This is a genomic window from Pseudomonas abietaniphila, from assembly GCF_039697315.1.
GTDB classification, from domain to species: Bacteria; Pseudomonadota; Gammaproteobacteria; order Pseudomonadales; family Pseudomonadaceae; genus Aquipseudomonas; species Aquipseudomonas abietaniphila_B.
The window spans coordinates 3,870,996-3,891,525 of sequence record NZ_CP155619.1 but is presented as its reverse complement, the minus strand read 5'-3'; the positions used below and the strand labels follow the sequence as shown (position 1 = coordinate 3,891,525).

Below are 20,530 nucleotides of genomic sequence, written 5' to 3'. Positions count from 1 at the left end.
TGCGCAAACAACAAAAAACCCGGCCGAAGCCGGGTTTTCGTTTAACCGATCACTGCATCCAGGGCGGAGGCGGTTCTTCGGTTTTGTTGGGCGGAGCATCGTCTGCCGTGCGTGCGGCCTGACGTCGTGCTTCATCCCGTTGCGCCGCTTCGATCTCACGCAGCACACTGTTCACATCGGCAACGTCGTCCGGATCGGCGAATACACCGGTCAAGACCGTGGCAGGCGACAACGTGCCGGCCTCGTAGTACGACCACATCTCCCTCGCGTACCGGGTCTGCTTCAATTCCGGCGCAAAGCGCCCGAAATACGAAGCCATGTTGCCGACGTCACGCTCCAGCATGCTGAACGCGTGGTTGTTACCGGCGGCGTCGACCGCTTGCGGCAAGTCGATGATGACCGGGCCGTCTGGCGACAACAGCACGTTGAACTCGGAAAGGTCACCGTGCACCAGACCGGTACACAACATGAGCACGATTTGTTGAATCAGGAACGCGTGATACTCGCGCGCCTGATCAGGCTCCATCGTGACGTCATTCAGACGCGGCGCCGCATCGCCGTACTCATCCGAGACCATCTCCATCAACAGCACGCCTTCAAGGAAGTCGTACGGTTTAGGCACCCTGACACCCGCGTTGGCCAGCCGGAACAAGGCCGCGACTTCGGCGTTCTGCCAGGCGTCCTCGGTTTCCTTGCGACCAAACTTCGAGCCTTTCGCCATGGCGCGGGCCTGGCGACTGTTACGGACCTTACGTCCTTCCTGGTACTCCGCAGCCTGACGGAAACTACGTTTGTTGGCCTCCTTGTAAACCTTCGCGCACCGCAGCTCTTTGCCACAGCGCACCACATAAACAGCTGCCTCTTTGCCGCTCATCAGCGGACGCAGCACCTCGTCTACCAGACCGTCTTCGATCAGGGGTTCAATGCGTTTTGGAGTCTTCATCAGCTTTTATTGTGGGTCCTTCGTTGCCAAACACGCGATTGTTGCTCGTTATACGGCAATCCTCTGCCAGCGAGTAGAGGGAGATGGAATGCAGTCATGGATTCAATTGCAAACCATACGTTCCCTGAATTCATCCAAGCACCTTTCATGCCGGGCTGCAGCATGGCCCCACCGCCCTAAACCGAGGCCTGCGCGCACCGGGCGGACAGATCGACGAACGGCCAATCGGATAAAGGACAGCGCCTTCAGTTTCTGAACAGTTCGCCCGGCGTGAAGCCAAACAGCCCCTTGAATGCAGCAATGAACGCCGACGTGGAGTCATAGCCGCAATTGAGCGCGGCGCTGGTCACGCTTTCGCCCTCTTCCAAGGCATTGAGCGAAGCCAACAGCCTGGCTCGCTGACGCCAACCCCGAAAGCTCAGCCCCGTCTCGCGCTGGAACAAACGCATCAGCGTTTTTTCCGACATGTTCAGGCGTGACGCCCATTCGGTGAGCGTGACGGCCTGCCCAGGGTCGTCCACCAGCTCGTTGCACAGCGCCAGCAATCGGGCATGACGAGGCAAGGGAAGGGAGAAGCCCACTTCCGGCAAACTCGCCAACTGATCGAGCAAGACGTTAACAAGGCGTGATTCGTGGCTGTCGTGCTGAGGGTAATCGGCGGGAAGCAGGCAGAACGCCTTGATCAGCTCACGGGCCAGCGGCGTGACTTCCAGGACCCGGCATCGGTTCGGCGCCCATTGAGAATCCTGCGTGCGCACGTACAGGCTGCGCATTTCCGCACGCGTTGAGGTGACCACCTCATGATCCAGCCCGGCCGGAATCCACACGCCCCATTGCGGCGGTGCGAAGAAGCTGCCCTGCTCGGTGTGTACGCCCAGCACGCCGCTGATCGCGTAGGAAAACTGCACCCAGTCGTGACGGTGAGTCGGGGTCCACGATCCGGCACTCAGGCTTTCGGCGCGGGCATAGAGCGGCGTGGGCAGATCAGCCAGCGCCGGGATAAGGCGCTGGGTGTCGGCGTTACGAGAGGGGCGGTGTCCGTTGGTCGGCATGAGCAGGCCTTGTGTCGTGAAGCGGCAGTTTACGTTGCAGCGTGGGCGCCCTCCAGTCGGAGCTGCTTCAATCCCGCCGGGAACAATTCATTGGCGACGGGATGTTTCAAACAATCAATATCTATCGACTGAACCCGCCTCTCGCGACTGAATTCGCTCCGACAGGATCGCGGGCAACACTTCACACCATCACCGCTCGATAATGGCCGTGACGCCCTGCCCGCCCGCTGCACAAATCGAAATCAGGCCGCGTCCCTGCCCTGCCACGCTCAACAGCTTCGCCAGGTTGGCGACAATGCGTCCGCCGGTGGCGGCGAATGGATGCCCTGCCGCAAGCGAACTGCCTTTGACATTGAGCTTGCTGCGATCAATCGATCCCAATGGCGCATCGAGCCCCAGCCGGGTCTTGCAGTAATCCGCGTCCTCCCAGGCCTTTAAGGTGCACAGCACCTGTGCCGCGAACGCCTCATGGATTTCGTAGTAATCGAAGTCCTGCAAGGTCAGTCCGTTGCGGCCCAGAAGACGCGGCACCGCATACACCGGCGCCATCAACAAACCCTCTTCACCGCGCACGAAATCCACTGCCGCTGCCTCGCCGTCGCGCCAGTAGGCCAGGACCGGGAGGCCACGTTCACGCGCCCAGTCTTCACTCGCCAGCAGGACCAGCGAGGCGCCATCGGTCAGCGGCGTGGAGTTGCCAGCCGTCAATGTGCCCTTGGCACTGCGTTCGTAGGCTGGCTTGAGCGATGCGAGCTTCTCCAGGCTGGCATCGACCCGCAGGTTGTTGTCGCGGGTCAGTCCCAGAAACGGGGTGATCAGATCGCTGTGCCAGCCTTGCGCATAGGCGGCGGCCATCTTTTGATGACTCTCCAACGCCAGTTGATCCTGCGCCTCCCGGGGAATCTGCCAGGTCTGCGCCATCAGCTCGCAATGCTGCCCCATCGACAACCCCGTGCGCGGCTCGCCGTTGCGCGGCAATTCCGGCTTGAGGTTGTGCGGGCGCAACTGCGTCAACGCCTTGAGCTTGTCGGCCGTGGTTTTGCTGCGATTGACCTGCAGCAGGATCTGCCGCAAGTCTTCGTTGACGCCAATCGGCGCATCGGAGGTCGTGTCGACGCCGCCGGCGATGCCGCATTCGATCTGCCCCAGCGCAATTTTGTTGGCGACCAGCAATGCCGCCTCAAGTCCGGTCCCGCACGCTTGCTGGATGTCATACGCCGGTGTTTGTGGGGACAGCCGCGAGCCCAGCACGCATTCGCGCGTGAGGTTGAAGTCCCGGGAATGCTTGAGTACCGCGCCGGCCGCCACTTCCCCCATGCGCAGGCCATGCAGGTTGTAGCGCTCGATCAGGCCTTCCAGTGCGGCGGTCAGCATGTCCTGATTGCTGGCGGTGGCGTAAGGCCCGTTGGAACGGGCGAACGGAATCCGATTCCCTCCGATGATGGCCACGCGGCGTGTCTGACTCATTGAAATCTCCCTTTCTCGTGTGGATTGCTTAACTGAAGAGCGTAGGACTTTCTAAAGGCGAGTGTGGTCCACTGCTTTGAACCCCGACTCAAGGAGAGTGTTCCATGGCATCTGATCGCTACATTGACTTCGTCAACTCGGACATCGGCCGCCGATTGGTCGGGGCGGTAGGTCTGCCTGCGCCCGCTCGTCTGGAGCGCTGGCAAGCGGGTCGCCTGCGCCCGGTTGAAGGCGCGCTGTTGTTGAGCGGAGGTCCCCTGGCCGAGCGCGTCAGCGGGTTTGCGCCGCGCATGACAGACCTGTTGTTCAGTTTCGGCAGCGACGTCAGTGGCGCACACCCATGGACCGGCGAACAAGGCTCGAAGATCAAAGCCGTGGTGTTCGACGCCACCGCGCTGTTGCAAACGGACCAACTGGGCCAACTGCGTGAATTCTTTCAGCCTGTGCTGCGTCATCTGGCGCCCAGCGCGCACATCGTGATTCTGGCGCGCGTCCCGGACTCCCTGAGCGATCCGCTGGCCTCCAGCACGCAGCAGGCCATCGAAGGGTTCAGCCGCTCGCTGGCAAAGGAAATGCGCAACGGAGGTACGGTTCAGCTGTTGCAGGTCGAGGACGGTGCCGAGGATCAACTGGAAGGCGCGCTGCGGTTCTTCCTGTCGCCCAAAAGCGCGTTCATTTCAGGGCAAGTGATTCGCCTCAGCGCATGTGAGGCCAAAGTTCAGGACTGGAGTCGTCCGCTGGCCGGACGCAAGGCGCTGGTCACCGGCGCTGCCCGCGGGATTGGTGCCGCCATCGCCGAAACCCTCGCACGGGACGGCGCCGACATCGTGCTGCTGGACGTCCCACAGGCCAAGGCCGACCTCGAGGCGCTGGCCGCTCGGTTGGGCGGTCAGGCAGTGGTGCTGGATATCTGCGCGCCCGATGCCGCGACACAGTTGATCGAACGGATTCCGGGCGGGCTCGACATCGTGGTCCACAACGCGGGCATCACGCGCGATAAAACCCTGGCCAACATGACCGTAGATTTCTGGGATTCGGTGCTGAACGTCAACCTCAATGCCCCTCAAGTCCTGACTCAGGCCTTGATCGAGGCGGGCGCACTGCACGACAACGGCAGCGTGATCCTGATGGCGTCGATCAGCGGCCTGGCAGGCAATCGCGGGCAAACCAACTACACCACCAGCAAGGCCGGTCTGATCGGACTGGCGCGAGCATTGGCGCCGTTGCTGAAAGAACGCGGCATCAGCATCAACGCCGTCGCGCCGGGGTTCATCGAAACCAGCATGACTGCGCATATGCCGTTTGCCCTGCGTGAAGCGGGTCGCCGCATGAGCTCGCTGGGTCAGGGCGGCCTGCCTCAGGATGTCGCCGAGGCGGTGGCGTGGCTGAGCCAGCCGGGCTCAGGCTCGGTAAGCGGTCAGGTATTGCGGGTCTGTGGACAAAGCGTCATCGGTGCCTGAGCCTTCTAAGCTTGGCGGGGTTCAAGAGAATGAACACGGGAGAATTTCGATGAGTGCACATTGGCGTTATCTGGATGCTCCACCGGCGCTGCCCGGTTTGTTCATGCAGGCCGCCTTGCGGCGCAAGGTCAATGGCACGCACTTGCCTGACCAAGGCCTGCGTTGCTGGGTGTCGGTCGATCCCGAGAAGGTCAATGCATTCTCTAAAGTCTGCGGGTTCGTTCCCAGCAGCCTGTTACCGCCGACTTACCCCCATGTGCTCGCGTTTCCGCTGCAAATGAAGTTGCTGACCGACAAGGATTTCCCCTTCCCGTTGCTGGGACTGGTGCATCTGCAAAACCGCATCAGCATTCGTCGCCCGCTGGGCAGCGTGATCAAGGCCCAGGTGAGCGTGCGGGTCGCCGATCTGAAGCCTCATGCCAAAGGCGCGACGTTCAGCTTGATTACACAGATCGAGGATGCGCTGGGGCTGCTGTGGGAAGAGCACAGCACCATGCTTTGTCGAGGCGTGCAGATTGAAGGCGAAGTGGAAGGCGCGTATGAGCCGGCGCCGTTGCCGATGACCGAACTGGCGACCTGGTATGCGCCATCCGATATCGGTCGGCAGTACGCCAAGGTCAGCGGCGATTACAACCCCATTCACTTGAGCGATGCCAGCGCCAAGCTGTTTGGTTTCCCCACGGCCATCGCCCACGGTCTGTGGATCAAAAGCCGAACGTTGGCGGCACTGGAAGACCATCTGCCCGCGTCGAATGTGGACATCTGCGTGGAATTCCAGAAGCCGGTGCGCTTGCCGAGCGAATTGACGCTATCCGCCTGCGCCGCCGGCTCCCACGGGCAATTGAAGGTCGAGGGCAAAGAAGGGATCGTGCATATGGTAGGAAGCTGGCAGCCAGCGTCGGAGTGAAAGGGTTATCTATGGAGGAGCGTGGCTTGTCCCGCGATCGGCGGGGAACCCGTCGCAAGTCCATACGCCTTGGCAGCGCCAGACAAGCCGCGTTTGCAGATTTCGCGACGGATTCCCCGTCGATCGCGGGACAAGCCACGCTCCTACAGTTTCACACCAGCTCCACTTGATTCCGCCAACCATCCCCCTGAAGCTACGCACCTTCAGGAGACCCGCACATGAACCTCGACGAACTCACTCAACGCCTGCATCGCATCCGCGACACCAACGACTGGCGGCAATTTCACAGCCCGAAGAACCTGGCGATGGCGGCCAGCGTGGAAATGGCTGAACTGGTGGAAATCTTCCAGTGGAAAACCGAAGACCAGTCGCGTCAGTTGCCGGCTGACGAGCTGGCGCATGCAGGCCAGGAAGTGGGTGACATCGTCTTGTATTTGCTGCTGATGTGCAGCGAACTGGGCCTGGACATGAATGAAGTGGTTCGCGCCAAGCTGGCGGACAGCGAACGGCGGTTCAGCAAATGAGCGATCGGCATTTCGACCAGTTGGCGACGCGCTTCGCCGAGAAAATCTACGGCGGCGCAAAAGGCGCGATCCGTCTGGCGGTGTTGCAGGCGGACCTGAAGGAAAGCCTGCCGGATCGCCCTTTGCGCGTGCTGGACATCGGCGCGGGTCTGGGTCACATGTCGTTGTGGCTGGCCGAGCGTGGCCATGACGTCACGCTGGCTGAACCTGCTGAGCCGATGCTTGAGGGTGCGCGCCAGCGCTTTGACGAAGCGGGTCAATCGGGCACGTTCATTCAAGCGCCATGGCAGGACCTGCCCGGCAAGTTGACCGAGCCCTACGATCTGGTGCTCTGCCATGCGGTGCTGGAGTGGCTGGCCGAGCCTCATACGATCCTGCCTGCGCTGCATCAACTGACCAAAGCCGACGGCTGGTTGTCGCTGGCGTTCTACAACCGCGACGCGCTGATCTACCGCAATCTGCTCAAAGGCCATTTCAAGAAAATGCGCCGAAACACCCTGGCCGGTGAAAAACAGAGCCTGACCCCGCAACAACCTCTTGATCCCCGCGAATTAGCAGCGCAACTTGAAGGTCAGTGGCAGGTCGAAACCCAGAGTGGCGTTCGTGTTTTCCACGATTACATGCCGGTGGAGTTTCAGGCGAAAGCCGAGCTCGCAGATTTACTGGAAATGGAGCTCGCGCATCGACGTCACCCAAGTTTTGCCGGACTGGGACGTTATCTGCACTGGATGTGCCGACCTGTTTGAGGCTATCTGCGGAGACCATCATGAAACGCCGCCTTGCTTTGCTTGCCCTCTGCCTGGGACTCGCCGCGTGCCAGAGTCCCAACCCCTACAACGCCGTGTCCGCCGCGATCCCGCCTGCGCCGCCACACGCGGCCAATGCGATCGACATGAGTGCCTACCCGGCCGCGCCACGTGACTTCGGTCGCTATCGCAACTGGACGTGGCTCAACGGCCAACTGCCGCCTGGCACTCAATGGGCTGACTCCGCACAAGTGGCCGAAGCGGTAAGCAATGGACTGGATCAGCGCGGTCTTCGTCCTTCGCAGAACCCCCAGGCCGCCGACTTGCGCGTAACCGCTGACACCCGGACAGAGACCCGTATCCGGCAAGTCAGGGACGATTATTACGACCCGTATTACGGCGGCGCGGGTGTGGGGTACTACAACGGCTATCGCAACGGTTACGGCGGCTACGCCAGTGTGCCGATTGTCCGCACCTACCAAGAGCAAGTGGTGGTCGTGCGCATCAGTATGTTCGATGCCCGCAGCGGCCAGCCGGTGTGGAGCGCCAGCGCCGAAACCGGCAGTGGCTGTGATCAGTCGGATCGCGCCAAGGCGCTGCGTCAGGCCGTTCAGCGCGCGTTGACAGCGTATCCTCCTACGTAGTGCGCTTGAGTCGTCCTGCTACGCAACCGTTATGTGCATGCTCTGGAGAACCAACATGTTTCGCTGTATCGCTGTTGTGTGTGTTGCCCTGCTGCTCGCCGCCTGCCAGACCGATCGGGTCAATCGTGACTTCGACGCTCAGCGCGACTTCGGCGGGTACCGAACCTGGGCCTGGAAAGAACCCGGCCTGCAATATCAACCCAACGACCCACGCATCAAGAGTGACCTGACCGAACAACGCATTCGACAGTCAGTGAGCGAGCAACTCGATCAACGGGGCCTGCGCATGGCCGCGCCGGGCGCCAAAGCTGACTTGCAGGTGCAAGCCTGGTTGATTGTCGAGAATCGCCAACAGATGGTCACCACCAACTATGGCGGTGGCGGCTATTGGGGCAACCCGTGGGGCGGTTACTGGGGCGGACCGATCGGCACTGAGACGCGCAACGTCGATTACAAGGTCTCGACCCTGCAGATCGACATGCTCGACGGTAAGGACGGCAAACTGGTGTGGCGCGGCAGCACTGAGCAGGTCGTGAGCGACAGCAACGCCAACCCGGCGGCGCGCGAACTGGCGCTGCGTCAGACCGTGCAGAAAATTCTTCAGCAGTATCCACCTCATTGATCGATGGGTGACCGCCACCTTGGCGTGCTGGTCCACCCTGTCCCCTGTGGGAGCGAATTTATTCGCGAATGATCTTCCAGGCGATACAGAGGTGTCGAATGTACCGACGTCTCGCGAATGAATTCGCTCCCACGGGAGTCCGCACGCGGTTCAGCCTTTGCGCCGTCACCGCTGACCAAACGCCACCATTAACACAGCACATTCCCGAAGCGCCAACTACACTCCCTTGCATCTCGGGTGAGTAGCGACGGCGTTGCCGAAGGAGTGCTGATGTCTCCCCTGATGTCCTCCTGCGCACGCCGGGATCGGCAGCGAGGTGCCATAGGATTGTTGGCAGCGCTGACGATGGCCCTGGCCTTGCTTTGCACCCTGGTGGTGGTCGACAGCGGTCGGCTCTACATGGAAAAACGTTCCTTGCAGCGGGTCGCCGACATGGCCGCGCTGGAAGCCGCGAGCCTGAACGGTAGTTGCGCGGGAGCCAGCACCGCCAACAGCTATGCGACGCAGAGCGCCACGCGCAACGGCTTCACCGTCACGGACAGCACCCGCACCCTGACCACACGCTGCGGCCTCCTCTCCACCGGCGCCGACAGCCGCCGCAGTTTTGTGGTGGACGCCACAAAATCCGACGCCATTCAGGTCATCGTCAGCCACTCCGTCGCCCGCAGCATTGCAGCGGGCATTGGCGCGATGTTCGACACCAACCCGACGCCGACGGACATTCAGCTGACCGCGGTCGCTGTTGCGACCCCGCCGTTGCAGCCGTTGGCGCAGTTGACGATTAACAGCACCCTCGCCACTGTCGACAGCAGTCAGGCCGGATTACTGAATACGTTATGGGGCGGACTGCTGGGCGGAACGCTGAATCTCTCTGCGGTCGGCTACAACGGCCTGGCGAACACCAACATCAATCTGCTGAGCTACCTAGACCAGTTGGCAATCGACGTAAACGCAAAGGCGGGCGACTACACAGCGTTGCTTGCGACCAACGTTTCAATTAAACAACTGCTGAAGACCGCCGCAACCGTATTGCCTCAGAATAATTCGGCTGTGCAGGCTGCGATCAGTGGCTTGCTCAGTGTGAGCACCATCGCCAGCGGTTCCACCATCAGGCTTCAGGACCTTTTGAGCGTGCAGACCGGGCTTCCCTCGGCCGGGCTCAATACCAACCTTAATGTGTTCAGCCTGGTCCAAGGGTTCGTACAGGTCGCCAACAGCAAAAGCGCCGTCTATGCCACGGTTCCTGCCAATGTTCTGGGACTGGTCGGGCTGAGCACCAAGGTGAAAATCGTCGAGCCGTCGCAACTCTCTGCCGCAGGCGATCCACGTCTTGCGACTACCAACAGCACCGACCCCAATCAGATCTATGTCAGGACGGCGCAGGTACGTACCTTGACGACCGTAGACCTCAGCTCTTTGGGTTCGGAGCTTGGCCTGGCCAGCAGCGCCATAAGTCTGGCTTTGGGCCTGTTGAATGCCGATGTTCAGATTGCTCCGGCGCCTTTAAGACTGGATATCAGTCTGGAAGCGGCAAGCGCCAGCAGCCACGTCACCGGGTTTACCTGCGCCTCCGACGACACCAAGAGCCTGGCTGCCGATACCAATACAGCCTTGGTGAAACTGAAGGTCGGCAAGATCGATAGCAGCGCCTGGAATTCCTCGGCCAGCGATTTACCCGCGCCTCAAGAACTGGTGCTGCTGGACGTGCGCACCGGTACACCGAAGACCAGCTTCGGCGGCGGCGGTGTGGGTTTGATGGTGAACCTTCCCATCGCCCCTAACCGCGCCACGCTGAATTTTGCCAAGCCTGCGGAGATCAATGCAACGCCGTCGCCGGTGCTTTCACTGAGCGGTCCTCCCAACATCGTGACGCAACTGGGAAACAGCCTGGGCAACCCGGTCGTTTTGCATACGGCGAGCAGTGGCGGCCTGCTGGGGCTGGTTCTGAACACGGTAATGGGGATCGTGAACGGTTTGGTGAGCACGATTGCCGGACTGCTCGGCACGTTGCTGGGACCGCTTCTGGATCCGTTGCTGAACCTGGTGCTGAAAAATCTCGGGGTAAACATCGCCAACGTCAACGTCGGCGCCAACCTCAGCTGTCATCCCGCTCAGGCGGTTTTGGTGATCTGAGACCGAATCGGGCAGTTCGATTGCTCACGATGACAGTGGGGCAGCGGGATCAGCGTTGGATAACACTCCGCATTCGCGGCCGTCGTAACCTCCGACTGCTCCTACACAGTCTGCGTCAGGCCGCCAATGACGTACACGCCGTAGAGCGTCAGCAAGCACAAGGCTGATTGCTCACGATGACAATGGGGCAGCGAGATCAGCGGTGGATGACATTGCGCATTCGCGGCCGTCGTAACCTCCGACTGCTCCTACACAGTCTGCGTCAGGCCGCCAATGACGTACACGCCGCAGAGCGTCAGCAAGCACAAGGCTGATTGCTCACGATGACAATGGGGCAGCGGGATCAGCGGTGGATAACACTCCGCATTCGCGGCCGTCGTAACCTCCGACTGCTCCTACACAGTCTGCGTCAGGCCGCCAATGACGTACACGCCGTAGAGCGTCAGTGAGCACAAGGCTGATCGTTCCCACGCTCCGCGTGGGAATGCCGCTACGGACGCTCCGCGTCCAGGGTGACGCGGAGCGTCATTCGCCGTGTTATCACGCGGAGCGTGGGAACAATCAGACACCACGCCCGTGGGCCAGAGCCACACGCGAGTGTTGTGCACTATTCCCGCACGATCGGCAACGCAACCCGGAAGCACGCACCTTCGCTTGAGTTGCTGACACTCAATCGCCCGCCCATCTGCTCGACGATGCCGTAGCTCACCGACAAGCCGAGCCCGGTGCCGACGCCCACCGGTTTGGTGGTGAAGAACGGTTCGAAGATACGCTCCAGCAGACGCGGATCGATGCCGCCGCCGTTGTCCTCGACGACCAGCCAGATCGTCTGCTCGTCCTGCTCCACATGCAGGGCGATCCAGGGTTCGAAGTCGTGGTTCTTTTCACGCTTGGAGAGCAACGCATCTCGCGCGTTGACCATCAGGTTGATCAGCACCTGCTCAAGCTGATCCACATGACCGCGCACCTGAACGCGCGGCCCGGGCTCGTCAATTTGCAGTTCGACGCCCTTGCCCTTCATGCCTTCGCTCAGCATGTTCAGGGTGCCGTCCACGGCGTCGATCGGGTCGAAGAGTTGCTGTTCGATTTCCGAACGCCTGCCGAACACGCGCATGTGGTTGACCACCCTCGCGGCGCGCTGCACCTGGGTATCGATACGGTTGAGCTTGTCAGTCAGATAATCGACTTCCACATCACCGTTGCTCAGGCGCTTGAGCACGTTCACCACCGCCATGCGCATGACGTTGAGGGGCTGGTTGATCTCGTGCGCCAAACCCGTCGCCATCTCACCGAGGGTCGCCATTTTCGCGCTCTGGTTGAGCTGCATGCGCGTGCGGCGAATTTCCGTGTTGTCACGGCCGACGGCCTGAATCTCGATCAATTTGCCGCTGTCATCGAACACCCCGCGATCCGCCCAGACCCACCAGGCATGTTCGCGTCCCGGCAGTTCCAGGCAGATCTCCGCCGTGGTCGTCGGCGACTCCGGTGTCAGTTCGTCGATGCGCCGCAGGAAGGCTTCTTTCTGCTCCGCCGAAAACCATTCGCCCAGATTGATGCCGGGCAGTTCGGCAGGCGTGCACTCCAGATAATCCGCCAACGGCCGGTTGCCGAAATTCAACCTCAGGTCCGGTGTGTAGCGGCAAATCATCGCGGGTGAGTCTTCGACCAGAATCCGGTAACGCTCCTCGCTTTCGCGCACGCGCTCGGTGGCCTGGGTTGCCTCGGTGACATCCAGCCAGAGCCCGACTGCTTCCACCGGCATGCCGAGGTCGTCGCGCAGAAGCCGGGCTTCGTCCAGCAACCAGTGGTATTCGCCCTTTTTGTCCCGCAGCCGATAACGGCAACTGACCACCCCTTCGCGCAACAACTGACGGGTGCGCTGAAACCAGATGTCGCGGTCCTCGGGATGAATGTATTGGGTGAGCTGGCCGTCGCTGCATTCGGCGAGGGTCCAGCCCAGAAGTGGCGTCAGGCTGGCGCTGAAGAACGTCGGTTCCAGGCTGCCTCTGTCGTACTCCAGCACGTAGATCACGGCCGGCGAACTGGCGATCAGGTTGTCGAGCCGCGCATGCGCCGCGGCCGCCTGCGTTTCCTGATTCTTGATATCGCTGACGTCGAGCATGAAGCCCAATACGCGACGTGCCTGCCCGCTGACCAGCACTTGACCTTGAATGCGCAACCAGACCGGAGCCTCGCCAGAGTCGTCCTGCCGCAGCCTGACGCACGACAGCATCGGTGTGCCCTGGTCGCGCAACAGGCCCATCCGGCTTTCCAGTTCGTGGCGGTCGGCGGGGTGAATCAGTTGCAGCCACTCGGCAAGCGGCAGCACATCGCTCGTCTCCGGCAAGCCGAGGGTGCGCGCCAGCTGCGGCGCCAGTTGCACCTCCTCGCTGTCGGGCAACAATTCCCACCAACCGGTGCCTAGCAGGTCCTGCAGCACCGCCAGCCGTTCCAGTTGATGCCGGTGGGCCTGGTCGGCGTGCCGATAAAGAATCGGCCCCGCAAGCGCCGAACACAGGTTCATCCACTCCCGCTCACCGAGATCGGGAACCTGCTGCGCCGCGTCATAGAACCCGAACAACAGCCATGCCTTGACCGAGCCTTCCTTGTGGTGCGGCAACAGAAATCCATTGGCGTTGCCGAATGCACTTTGCAGGTGGACCAGAGGGGTTGGCACGCTAAAGTCGATCTGGTGGGTGACCGTGCCGTTCAGCGAATCCAGGTCCGTGCCCAGCCGCTGACTGTCCTGCCACAGCTGCGGCGCGGTGTGCGCGTTGTAATGCGCATAAATGCGCCACCCGACTCCGCCCGGCTCGGCAAGGGCCAACGCCAGGCAGGGCACCCGATAACTCTGGGCGAGCTCTTCCAGTTGATCGGCCGTCACGGATTGCAACCGCTCCACATGGCAACCCCGGACCTTTTCCGCGATCTGCCCGGCAAGCCGCAGGCACTGCTGGCGGCTCTGCGCGACGTTGGCCTCTTCCATGAGGTCGCCGATGTCGAGTAACTGCAACAGCCAAACACCGCCTTGCGCCTGCACCCAGCCACGGGTGTGCAACACGTTGCCGTTGGGCCGCTTGAAATCCAGGTCAAGCATGTGCCCCAGCCATTCTTTGGGCACACCCTCCACCACCAGTGCGCTGCTGGGCATCAAGTAACCGAGTAACCGTTGTGCTGGCGCTATCGCTGCCGCCAGGCCCAACGCCCCGCGCAACGACTTGCTGATGCTCGTGACGCGCCCGTCTTCATCCAGCTGCATGTGCCAGTCGGCACTGGCCTGGGTGGGCTCGATCACGACGGTTTCGCGCTCTGGAGGCGCATCGGCGCGCCCGAGCCAGCGATTGAGGATTTCGTTTTTAAGGGGCAAGTTGCAGGCTCGCTTCAGCAGATAGATAGGTCGGCAGATTCGGCACGTCGCCAACCCCGGGCAGCGTCAGGACCGGCAAGATCTGGGTCAGCTTGGTTTTCGGATAACTGATCAGAACCCGTAGTAACTTGCCGTCGAAAGACACGGTGGCGTCCGAGGCAACGTTGAACGACGGTATCCAATTCAGGTGAGTGGCCAGCGCGGCTTTGGCCTGGTTGGGCACCAGTGTCTGGTAGTTGGCGGCGCTTGGGCTGATGGCTACGCTCTGACGGACCGCTTCGGCGGCGGCGTTGTTGAAGGATTGCATCATCAGAAGCGGCAGGCTGTAGGTCACCACACCATAGAAAACGGCGAAAAAAACGACGAACACCAAGGCGAACTCGATGGCCGCAGCGCCTTTTTGTTTAAGGGGGGAAAAATTGCGGGGAATCCTTCGCATGCCGACGTCTGCCCTGACAGTGCTACCTTGCATGGAGCATAGATTCTTTCCGAAAAACAGGACGTTTTTTACCCCATGAATTTACTTGGTCTGCTGCTGTGGTTTGCCGTCTGTGCCGATCAGGACGCCCGAGGCAGAAAGGTTTCCAACGCATTGACGTTCGGGGGCACGCTGTTTTTTCTGATGTACCTGCTGATAAACGGCAACAGCTGGCTCGGCGCCCCGGCGCCGGATGCGTGGTGGGCGTTACTGTTGGCCCTGGTCATGACCCTGCCGGGTTATGCCTTGAACAGGCTCGGCGCAGGCGATGTGAAACTCTTGGTCGCCTTGGCGCTGGGCAGCGATTACGTACACCTTTTGGGGACGTTTATCGGGGCCGGGGTGGCCACTGTGATCTGGCTGATCCTGCGTCAAAAACGCTGGTGCCATGTGAGTCAACGGGTTAGAAACCGATACCCCAACCTTGCGCCGCACGCGTCAAACAAACAGCCCTTCGTGCCGTTTTTGTTTGTAGGCTTCGCGGCGACGGCGCTCTCGATCCACTAGTCGAATTGCCATCTCACTCTATGTACATAGTCAGAAAGTGCGACTAGGTTTATCCCTACGTCCGGACAGAGATCGTCCTACAGTGGCATGCCGTGAAGGACCTCCATGGCGCCGGACCCGTTCAAAAGCAGTCGCAGGGAGTCGCGAGTGAACAAGTATTCAGCCGTGAAGGTGTTGGTGGTCGACGATCAGCCCCTTATCGTCGATGAGATCACCGAATTTCTGGAAGGCAGCGGCTACCGCTGCGTGCCCTGTTATTCGAGCCGGGAGGCGCTGGAACGATTCCGCGACGACAGCGCCATTGCCATCGTGCTGTGTGACCTGGACATGCCCGGCATGAACGGCATCGAACTGGTGGAAGCCATGAAGGTGCTGGCCGGGAAGAAACGCATCTTCGAATCCATCATGCTCACCGGTCGCGCCGAGAAACAGGACGTGATCAAGGCCCTGCGGGCCGGGATAGCCGATTATTATCAGAAACCCGTGGACCTGAACGAGATGCTCGAAGGCGTGCAACGCCAGCAAGCATCACTGGAGGAGCGGGTGAAAAACGTCCAGCACCTGGGCCATCTCAACGACAAGTTGCAGTTTCTGGCGGCGTCCATCGACGACCTTTGCCAGGACCTGGACAAATCACGACAGCTCGCTCAGCCGGTCATCGGGGACAGCGATGTCGACTTTGAAATGCCCGCCATCTTCGAACAACTCTCCCCGCGCCAGCTGGAGGTCGCCAAGCTGGTGAGCAAAGGCCAGACCAACTACCAGATCGCCTGCGAGCTGGGCATCACGGAAAACACCGTGAAGCTGTATGTGTCTCAAGTCCTGCGGCTGACCCACATGCACAACCGCACCCAACTGGCGCTGGCGTTGTCACCGAACAATGCCGCGGCACGGGGGCGTGTGACGGCGCATTGAGGCCTGGATCCCCAACCCCTCATCGGCGTCAGGTTTTAGCCGAAGGGGTGGGGGTTTAGCTTGCTGACGAATGCGTGGGTCAGCAGCTTCAACGGTGAATGACACACCGCGTTCGCGACCGTCGTAACCTCCGATGTTCTGGTCAAGTAATCCCGGACACCGGTTACGGTAATCAAGCTGCCTGCTGCTCCATGGCTATTGGCGACAGGTAGTTGTTGTAGCTGTGGAGCCTGGTTCGGTTGTATCGCATAAAGAAGCTGGTCATGTCCCGTCTGGCTTCTTCGATCTCTGTATAGCCCTTGGCGGGTACCCATTCTGATTTGAGCGTGCCAAAGAATCGCTCCGTCGGCGCATTGTCCCAGCACTGGCCTCTGCGGCTCATGCTTTGGGTGATGCCATGCTCAAGCAGTCCAGCCTGGAAGCGTTGGCTGGTGTACTGGCAGCCTTGATCCGAATGAAACATCAGACCTGCATGCCTGCCTCGTACTTCTACCGCCATCCTGAGCGCTTTGGTGACCAGGTTGGCGTCATTGATCAGAGAAAATGCCCACCCAACGACTCGTCGGGCGAACAGGTCGATGACCACGGCCAAGTGGTACCAACGTTTCCCGACCATCAGACTGGTAACGTCGCCGCACCAGACCTGATTGATGGCTGCTGGCTGAAAATTACGTTCAAGCAGATTCTTGGCCACAAATGCCTCAACCCCTCTGGAGCGATACGGGTGGCGACGGCGCTGCCTGCTGGTCAGGTTTGCCTCTGCCATGAGTTTTCCAGCCAGATACCTTCCAACCCTGAGCTGCTGGGCCTTCAAACACTGAGAAATCATTCTCGCCCCCGCACTTTCTCTGCTTTCAGCATGCAATTGCACGACCTTTGCCCGGAGCACGTCACGCTTGGCATCCGGCGCTGAACGACGATGAAGCCAGTCATAGAACGCGCTGCGAGAAACGCCCAGCGCGTCACAAAGCTGGCAGGTCGGATACGAGCCTGACTCTCTCAGCTCCTCGATCAGGAAAAACGATCGGGATCCGACATTAAGAGAGCGGTAGCCTTTTTTAGGATTTCGGCCTCGGTCTCAAGGCGTTTGATCTTGGCGCGTAACTGCTGGAGTTCTCGCTGCTCATCGCTGATCGCCTTGGTGCCTGCAACGGGCTGTCCTTTTTGGCGTTCTTTACGAACCTGATCAACCCAGCGGCGCAGAGCCGTAGGACCGACGTCCATTGATGCGCAGACATCGGGAACCGAACAGTTATCGTCAAGAACCATGCTTGCAGCACGTTGCTTGAACTCGCGGGTATAGGTCTTTCGTTCTTGCATGGAACCTCCTGAATAGGCGAATCATATCGCCCTTAAGAGGTGTCCGAGATCATTAGGCCAGTTCACGATTGCTCCTACAGGTCCGCGTTGCTCCGAAGACTTGAGCACGACGCCGATACTGTGGGAGCGAGCTTGCTCGCGAATGCGGTGGGTCAGCCGCATCAACGGTGAATGACATACCGCGTTCGCGACCGTCGTAACCTCCGATTGCTCCTACAGGTCCGCGTTGCTCCGAAGACTTGAGCACGACGCTGATACTGTGGGAGCGAGCTTGCTCGCGAATGCGGGGGGTCAGCCACATTGATGCTGAATGACACACTGCGTTCGCGACCGTCGTAACCTCCGATTGCTCCTACAGGGTCCGCGTTGCTCCGAAGACTTGAGAACGACGCTGATACTGTGGGAGCGAGCTTGCTCGCGAATGCGGTGGGTCAGCAGCTTCAACGGTGAATGACATACCGCGTTCGCGACCGTCGTAACTTCCGATTGCTCCTACAGGGTCCGCGACGTTCCAAAGAATTGAGAACGACGCTGATACTGTGGGAGCGAGCTTGCTCGCGAATGCGGTGGGTCAGCAGCATTAGTGATGAATGACACACCGCATTCGTCCGATTGCGCTTCAGTTACTCCCTGAGCCGCCCCCCGACACACTGCCGCCCTTTTTCTGCTCGTAAAAGTCCGGGATGGGATGCTGATAGCTGTTCAACCAGCGCTGCATGCTCAGGTCGCGTTCGATGGGGCTTGAGGGTTGCGGCACCGACGATGCGGCCTTGCCGCTGGCTTGCAGTTGCAGCCAGGCGTCGGTCTGCTTCTGGTCTGGCGAGGAAGGTCCTGGCTCAATCGCTGCGGCAGTTCCAGCGACGAATGCCAGACTGATGCCGATCAACACACGGATGTTCATGGCTGTCTCCCTGCAATCACGGCGGGATCGGTGACGGTGGCGACCTTGTCGGTTTTGATGGGCGAACCGCCCGAGGCGCCCTTGAGTTTTTCGGCGCGGGCTTGCGCATCGTTGACCTGATCCGGTGTCAGCCCCGTCCGCGACACCAGCTCCGCCGCCTGGGTCCAGTCGTCCTGATAGATCAACAACGTCACCATGTTCAGCGCGGCCAGCGTGTCGGACTGCTTGAGTTCGATCGCCGTCAGAAACTGGAACCGCGCCTGGTCGAGCTTCAGTTGATTGAGATACACCACTCCGAGGTCATTACGGATTTTCTCGTCAGTGGGCGACAGCTTCACGGCGGCCTGCAAATGCATCAACGCCTGACCATTGTCCCCGCGCGCTGCTGCCAGCTGACCCAGACCGTGCTCGCCTTCGGCTGCCCGACAGGTGCCCAGCAAACTCTTGTACAGCGGCTCGGCCTCATTGCTGCCCAACAGGCGCAACACCCGCGCCTTGCGCAGCCGAACCTCCGGCAGCGTGGACGGCAGGCTTTCGAGGTTGGCCAGGCTGGCGTGCAGACGACCTTCGTCGGCCATGTCCTGCGCCATGTTCAACGCCAGCTCCTGATCCGAGGTTGGCTTGGCGCAACTGCGGCTGGTGGCCTGAGCTAGCCAGGGCGCGCTGCCATCCGTGGCACACCCGCTGAGCAGGACCAGTCCCAATGCGGCGATGACTGCTTTCATGCGATCTCCCTAATGCGAACCCAAAGCCTTGCCGATGGCGATAAAACCCGGCCCGGCCAATACGATCAGTAATGCCGGAAACAGAAACACCATCATCACCACCGACATCTTTGCCGAGAGCTTGGAGATGTATTCCTGCAGGCGTGTCAGGCGACGATCATCGATCAGTTGCTTGAGCGTGAGCAGTGACTTCATCGCCCCGCCGCCCTGATGAATCAACTGATTGAGAATGACGCAGGTGTCACTGAACTCATCGACGGCCAGCACTGACGCGACCTTGTTCAGTTCATCACCCAGTTCGAGCCCGGAATCGACCCGCACCAGCATCACCCGCAGCTCCGAAGACAGAACCGGCAAAAGTTTGCTGCCCTCGGAACTCAGCACGCGCAGTGCCTGCTCAACGGCCATGCCTGACTCGAACAGGATCCGTAGCAGCGGGATGAAAGTACCGATCTCGACGACCGTCCGCTTTTGCCGACGGGCAGCCGCGGCCGCGAGTACTCGTTTGGGTGCTAGGTAACCAAGACCGACCGCAAACAGGGGCGCCATGACCGGGTATTGCACGTCGCTGAAAAACAGCGCCTGAATCAGCATGACCACGCACACCGCGACGATGGGGACACCCACCTGACAGGCGGCGAACAGTGAGCGCTGTCGCGCCCGGCGCCAGCCGATACGGTTGAGCAGGATCTGCGTTTCGCTGTCCAGGCTGACGGAGCGCTGACCGAATCGGCTGTCACCCAATAGGCGAAGAAGGCTGCCGACCCGACTGTCACGCGCGATCTCACCATGCAGCCGAGACATGATCTGGCGCGCGTTACGACGCTGACGCGCCACGGACAGCATCAGAAAGAATCCAGCCGCTGCGAACAGGAGAGCACTGAGCATCAAAACCATCTCAAATACTCCTCAGCATGCGCCACAACACCAGACAGCCCAATGTCTGCAACGCGAACGCGACCATCAGCATTGTTTGCCCGGAGTCGTCAGCCCACATGTGCATCAGGTAGGCCGGGTTCACAATCAAAAAATAAGCAACCATGCCTAACGGCAGCAAGGCCAGAACGACTGCAGTCAGGCGCGTTTCGCCGGTCAGCGCGCGTAGTTGACGAGCGCCCTGCTCCCGCTCCCGGATCACGCGGATCAGGTTCTCCAGCAGTTCGCTCGCGTTGCCGCCATAGCGGTGGTTGACCCTAAGCCCCAACGCAAACAACCGAAACTCGTCGCGCTCATACAGCTCGGCAAAATCCTGTACTGCATCCGGCAGCGTCACCCCCAGCTGGACATTGCGTTTGATCCGGGACATGGCTTCGTTCAATGGAGAGACCGCTGCATCAATGCTGTTCAGTACGGCGTCGCCGAGGGTCCGCCCGGACTTCAAGCTGCGCACCGTGTGGTCAAGCAGTTGCGGCAATTGCTCGATCATGCGACTCACGCGCCGCTGGTAGCGAAAGCTCACGTAGAACCGCAGCACGATCACCGGGAGCAGGATCCCAAGCACCAGCCCGAACCCGTCGTACGCCAGGTATCCCACGAGCATCGACAGTCCCCAGACCGTGATCGCCAACGGTAACCGCTCGGTTGGTTTTCCAAGACCTGCCCGCAAGAACGCCCGCTCAATGCGGTCCGCTCCCGGCTTGGTGGTCGCAGCCACAGGTTGGTCAACCGCAAGCCTCGCCATGATCCGTTCATTGGCGCCCTTGTTCAGCCCGCGATAGAACAGGTACAGCGAGGCTGCCATCATCAGCATGAAAATCAGTCCGAGGACGATGGCTCCCTTCACCTTGAATCTCCCTGTTTCATAGGCTGACCCACTCCG

The 20,530-nt window shown here is 60.6% G+C and carries 20 protein-coding genes; 9 read left to right on the top strand and 11 right to left on the bottom strand.

All coding sequences use genetic code 11. The features are described from left to right. Positions 1 to 49 precede the first annotated feature (49 nt). The 3 genes from ABDX87_RS17205 to ABDX87_RS17195 all read right to left on the bottom strand — a co-directional run bounded on the left by ABDX87_RS17205 (position 50) and on the right by ABDX87_RS17195 (position 3,462). Positions 50 to 943: a PA4780 family RIO1-like protein kinase gene (locus tag ABDX87_RS17205; protein WP_346828963.1), complete on the bottom strand. Its 894-nt coding sequence runs from the start codon at positions 941 to 943 to the stop codon at positions 50 to 52. 245 nt (positions 944 to 1,188) lie between these two features. After that, positions 1,189 to 1,995 (bottom strand): AraC family transcriptional regulator, encoded by an 807-nt coding sequence (locus ABDX87_RS17200; RefSeq protein ID WP_346828962.1) that lies wholly within the window; start codon positions 1,993 to 1,995, stop codon positions 1,189 to 1,191. Between the two features lie 189 nt (positions 1,996 to 2,184). After that, positions 2,185 to 3,462 carry an acetyl-CoA C-acetyltransferase gene (locus ABDX87_RS17195; RefSeq protein WP_346828961.1) on the bottom strand — a complete coding sequence of 426 codons (1,278 nt, stop codon included), beginning with the start codon at positions 3,460 to 3,462 and terminating at the stop codon, positions 2,185 to 2,187. Positions 3,463 to 3,566: 104 nt separating this feature from the next. Here ABDX87_RS17195 and ABDX87_RS17190 point away from each other — a divergent pair, with 104 nt between their 5' ends. The 7 genes from ABDX87_RS17190 to ABDX87_RS17160 all read left to right on the top strand — a co-directional run bounded on the left by ABDX87_RS17190 (position 3,567) and on the right by ABDX87_RS17160 (position 10,498). Next, complete coding sequence (locus ABDX87_RS17190) at positions 3,567 to 4,922, top strand: 3-oxoacyl-ACP reductase (protein ID WP_346828960.1); 1,356 nt, start codon at positions 3,567 to 3,569, stop codon at positions 4,920 to 4,922. Positions 4,923 to 4,971: 49 nt separating this feature from the next. Next, positions 4,972 to 5,829, top strand: coding sequence for a MaoC family dehydratase (locus ABDX87_RS17185; RefSeq protein WP_346828959.1), 858 nt, complete (start codon positions 4,972 to 4,974; stop codon positions 5,827 to 5,829). A gap of 218 nt (positions 5,830 to 6,047) precedes the next feature. After that, the gene (locus tag ABDX87_RS17180; RefSeq protein ID WP_341960132.1) at positions 6,048 to 6,353 is read left to right on the top strand and encodes a nucleotide pyrophosphohydrolase; all 306 of its coding nucleotides are present in this window, start codon (positions 6,048 to 6,050) and stop codon (positions 6,351 to 6,353) included. Further along, a complete protein-coding gene (locus tag ABDX87_RS17175; RefSeq protein ID WP_346828958.1) occupies positions 6,350 to 7,099 on the top strand; it encodes a methyltransferase domain-containing protein in 750 nt (249 codons plus the stop codon). Before ABDX87_RS17180 ends, ABDX87_RS17175 begins: the two co-directional genes overlap by 4 nt. Positions 7,100 to 7,119: 20 nt before the next feature. Continuing rightward, positions 7,120 to 7,743, top strand: coding sequence for a DUF4136 domain-containing protein (locus tag ABDX87_RS17170; protein ID WP_346828957.1), 624 nt, complete (start codon positions 7,120 to 7,122; stop codon positions 7,741 to 7,743). Between the two features lie 55 nt (positions 7,744 to 7,798). Beyond that, positions 7,799 to 8,365, top strand: a complete 567-nt coding sequence (locus tag ABDX87_RS17165; RefSeq protein ID WP_346828956.1) for a DUF4136 domain-containing protein — start codon at positions 7,799 to 7,801, stop codon at positions 8,363 to 8,365. 270 nt (positions 8,366 to 8,635) lie between these two features. Beyond that, on the top strand, positions 8,636 to 10,498 hold the full coding sequence (locus ABDX87_RS17160; protein WP_346828955.1) for a pilus assembly protein TadG-related protein: 1,863 nt from the start codon (positions 8,636 to 8,638) through the stop codon (positions 10,496 to 10,498). Between the two features lie 607 nt (positions 10,499 to 11,105). On the opposite strand, the gene ABDX87_RS17155 is transcribed toward ABDX87_RS17160, so the two are convergent. After that, positions 11,106 to 13,865 (bottom strand): PAS domain-containing sensor histidine kinase, encoded by a 2,760-nt coding sequence (locus ABDX87_RS17155; RefSeq protein WP_346828954.1) that lies wholly within the window; start codon positions 13,863 to 13,865, stop codon positions 11,106 to 11,108. Then, entirely contained in the window at positions 13,855 to 14,304 is a 450-nt protein-coding gene (locus ABDX87_RS17150; RefSeq protein ID WP_346833550.1) for a TadE/TadG family type IV pilus assembly protein, read from the bottom strand. Before ABDX87_RS17150 ends, ABDX87_RS17155 begins: the two co-directional genes overlap by 11 nt. A 75-nt stretch (positions 14,305 to 14,379) precedes the next feature. Between ABDX87_RS17150 and ABDX87_RS17145 the strand changes: the two genes are divergently transcribed. Together ABDX87_RS17145 and ABDX87_RS17140 are read left to right on the top strand one after the other, a co-directional pair. Then, positions 14,380 to 14,850, top strand: a complete 471-nt coding sequence (locus ABDX87_RS17145) for a prepilin peptidase (protein WP_346828953.1) — start codon at positions 14,380 to 14,382, stop codon at positions 14,848 to 14,850. Between the two features lie 147 nt (positions 14,851 to 14,997). Beyond that, positions 14,998 to 15,765 (top strand): response regulator transcription factor, encoded by a 768-nt coding sequence (locus tag ABDX87_RS17140; RefSeq protein WP_346828952.1) that lies wholly within the window; start codon positions 14,998 to 15,000, stop codon positions 15,763 to 15,765. A 172-nt stretch (positions 15,766 to 15,937) separates the two neighbouring features. On the opposite strand, the gene ABDX87_RS17135 is transcribed toward ABDX87_RS17140, so the two are convergent. From ABDX87_RS17135 to ABDX87_RS17110, 6 genes are all read right to left on the bottom strand, one after another. Continuing rightward, positions 15,938 to 16,768: an IS3 family transposase gene (locus ABDX87_RS17135; protein ID WP_346833549.1), complete on the bottom strand. Its 831-nt coding sequence runs from the start codon at positions 16,766 to 16,768 to the stop codon at positions 15,938 to 15,940. Positions 16,769 to 16,776: 8 nt separating this feature from the next. Continuing rightward, positions 16,777 to 17,085 carry a transposase gene (locus ABDX87_RS17130; RefSeq protein ID WP_004376391.1) on the bottom strand — a complete coding sequence of 103 codons (309 nt, stop codon included), beginning with the start codon at positions 17,083 to 17,085 and terminating at the stop codon, positions 16,777 to 16,779. A 619-nt stretch (positions 17,086 to 17,704) separates the two neighbouring features. After that, on the bottom strand, positions 17,705 to 17,986 hold the full coding sequence (locus tag ABDX87_RS17125) for a DUF3613 domain-containing protein (RefSeq protein ID WP_346828951.1): 282 nt from the start codon (positions 17,984 to 17,986) through the stop codon (positions 17,705 to 17,707). Continuing rightward, complete coding sequence (locus tag ABDX87_RS17120; RefSeq protein WP_346828950.1) at positions 17,983 to 18,711, bottom strand: tetratricopeptide repeat protein; 729 nt, start codon at positions 18,709 to 18,711, stop codon at positions 17,983 to 17,985. Before ABDX87_RS17120 ends, ABDX87_RS17125 begins: the two co-directional genes overlap by 4 nt. A 9-nt stretch (positions 18,712 to 18,720) precedes the next feature. Next, positions 18,721 to 19,608 carry a type II secretion system F family protein gene (locus ABDX87_RS17115; protein WP_346828949.1) on the bottom strand — a complete coding sequence of 296 codons (888 nt, stop codon included), beginning with the start codon at positions 19,606 to 19,608 and terminating at the stop codon, positions 18,721 to 18,723. A gap of 1 nt (position 19,609) precedes the next feature. Beyond that, entirely contained in the window at positions 19,610 to 20,494 is an 885-nt protein-coding gene (locus tag ABDX87_RS17110) for a type II secretion system F family protein (RefSeq protein WP_346828948.1), read from the bottom strand. Between the last annotated feature and the right edge of the window lie 36 nt (positions 20,495 to 20,530).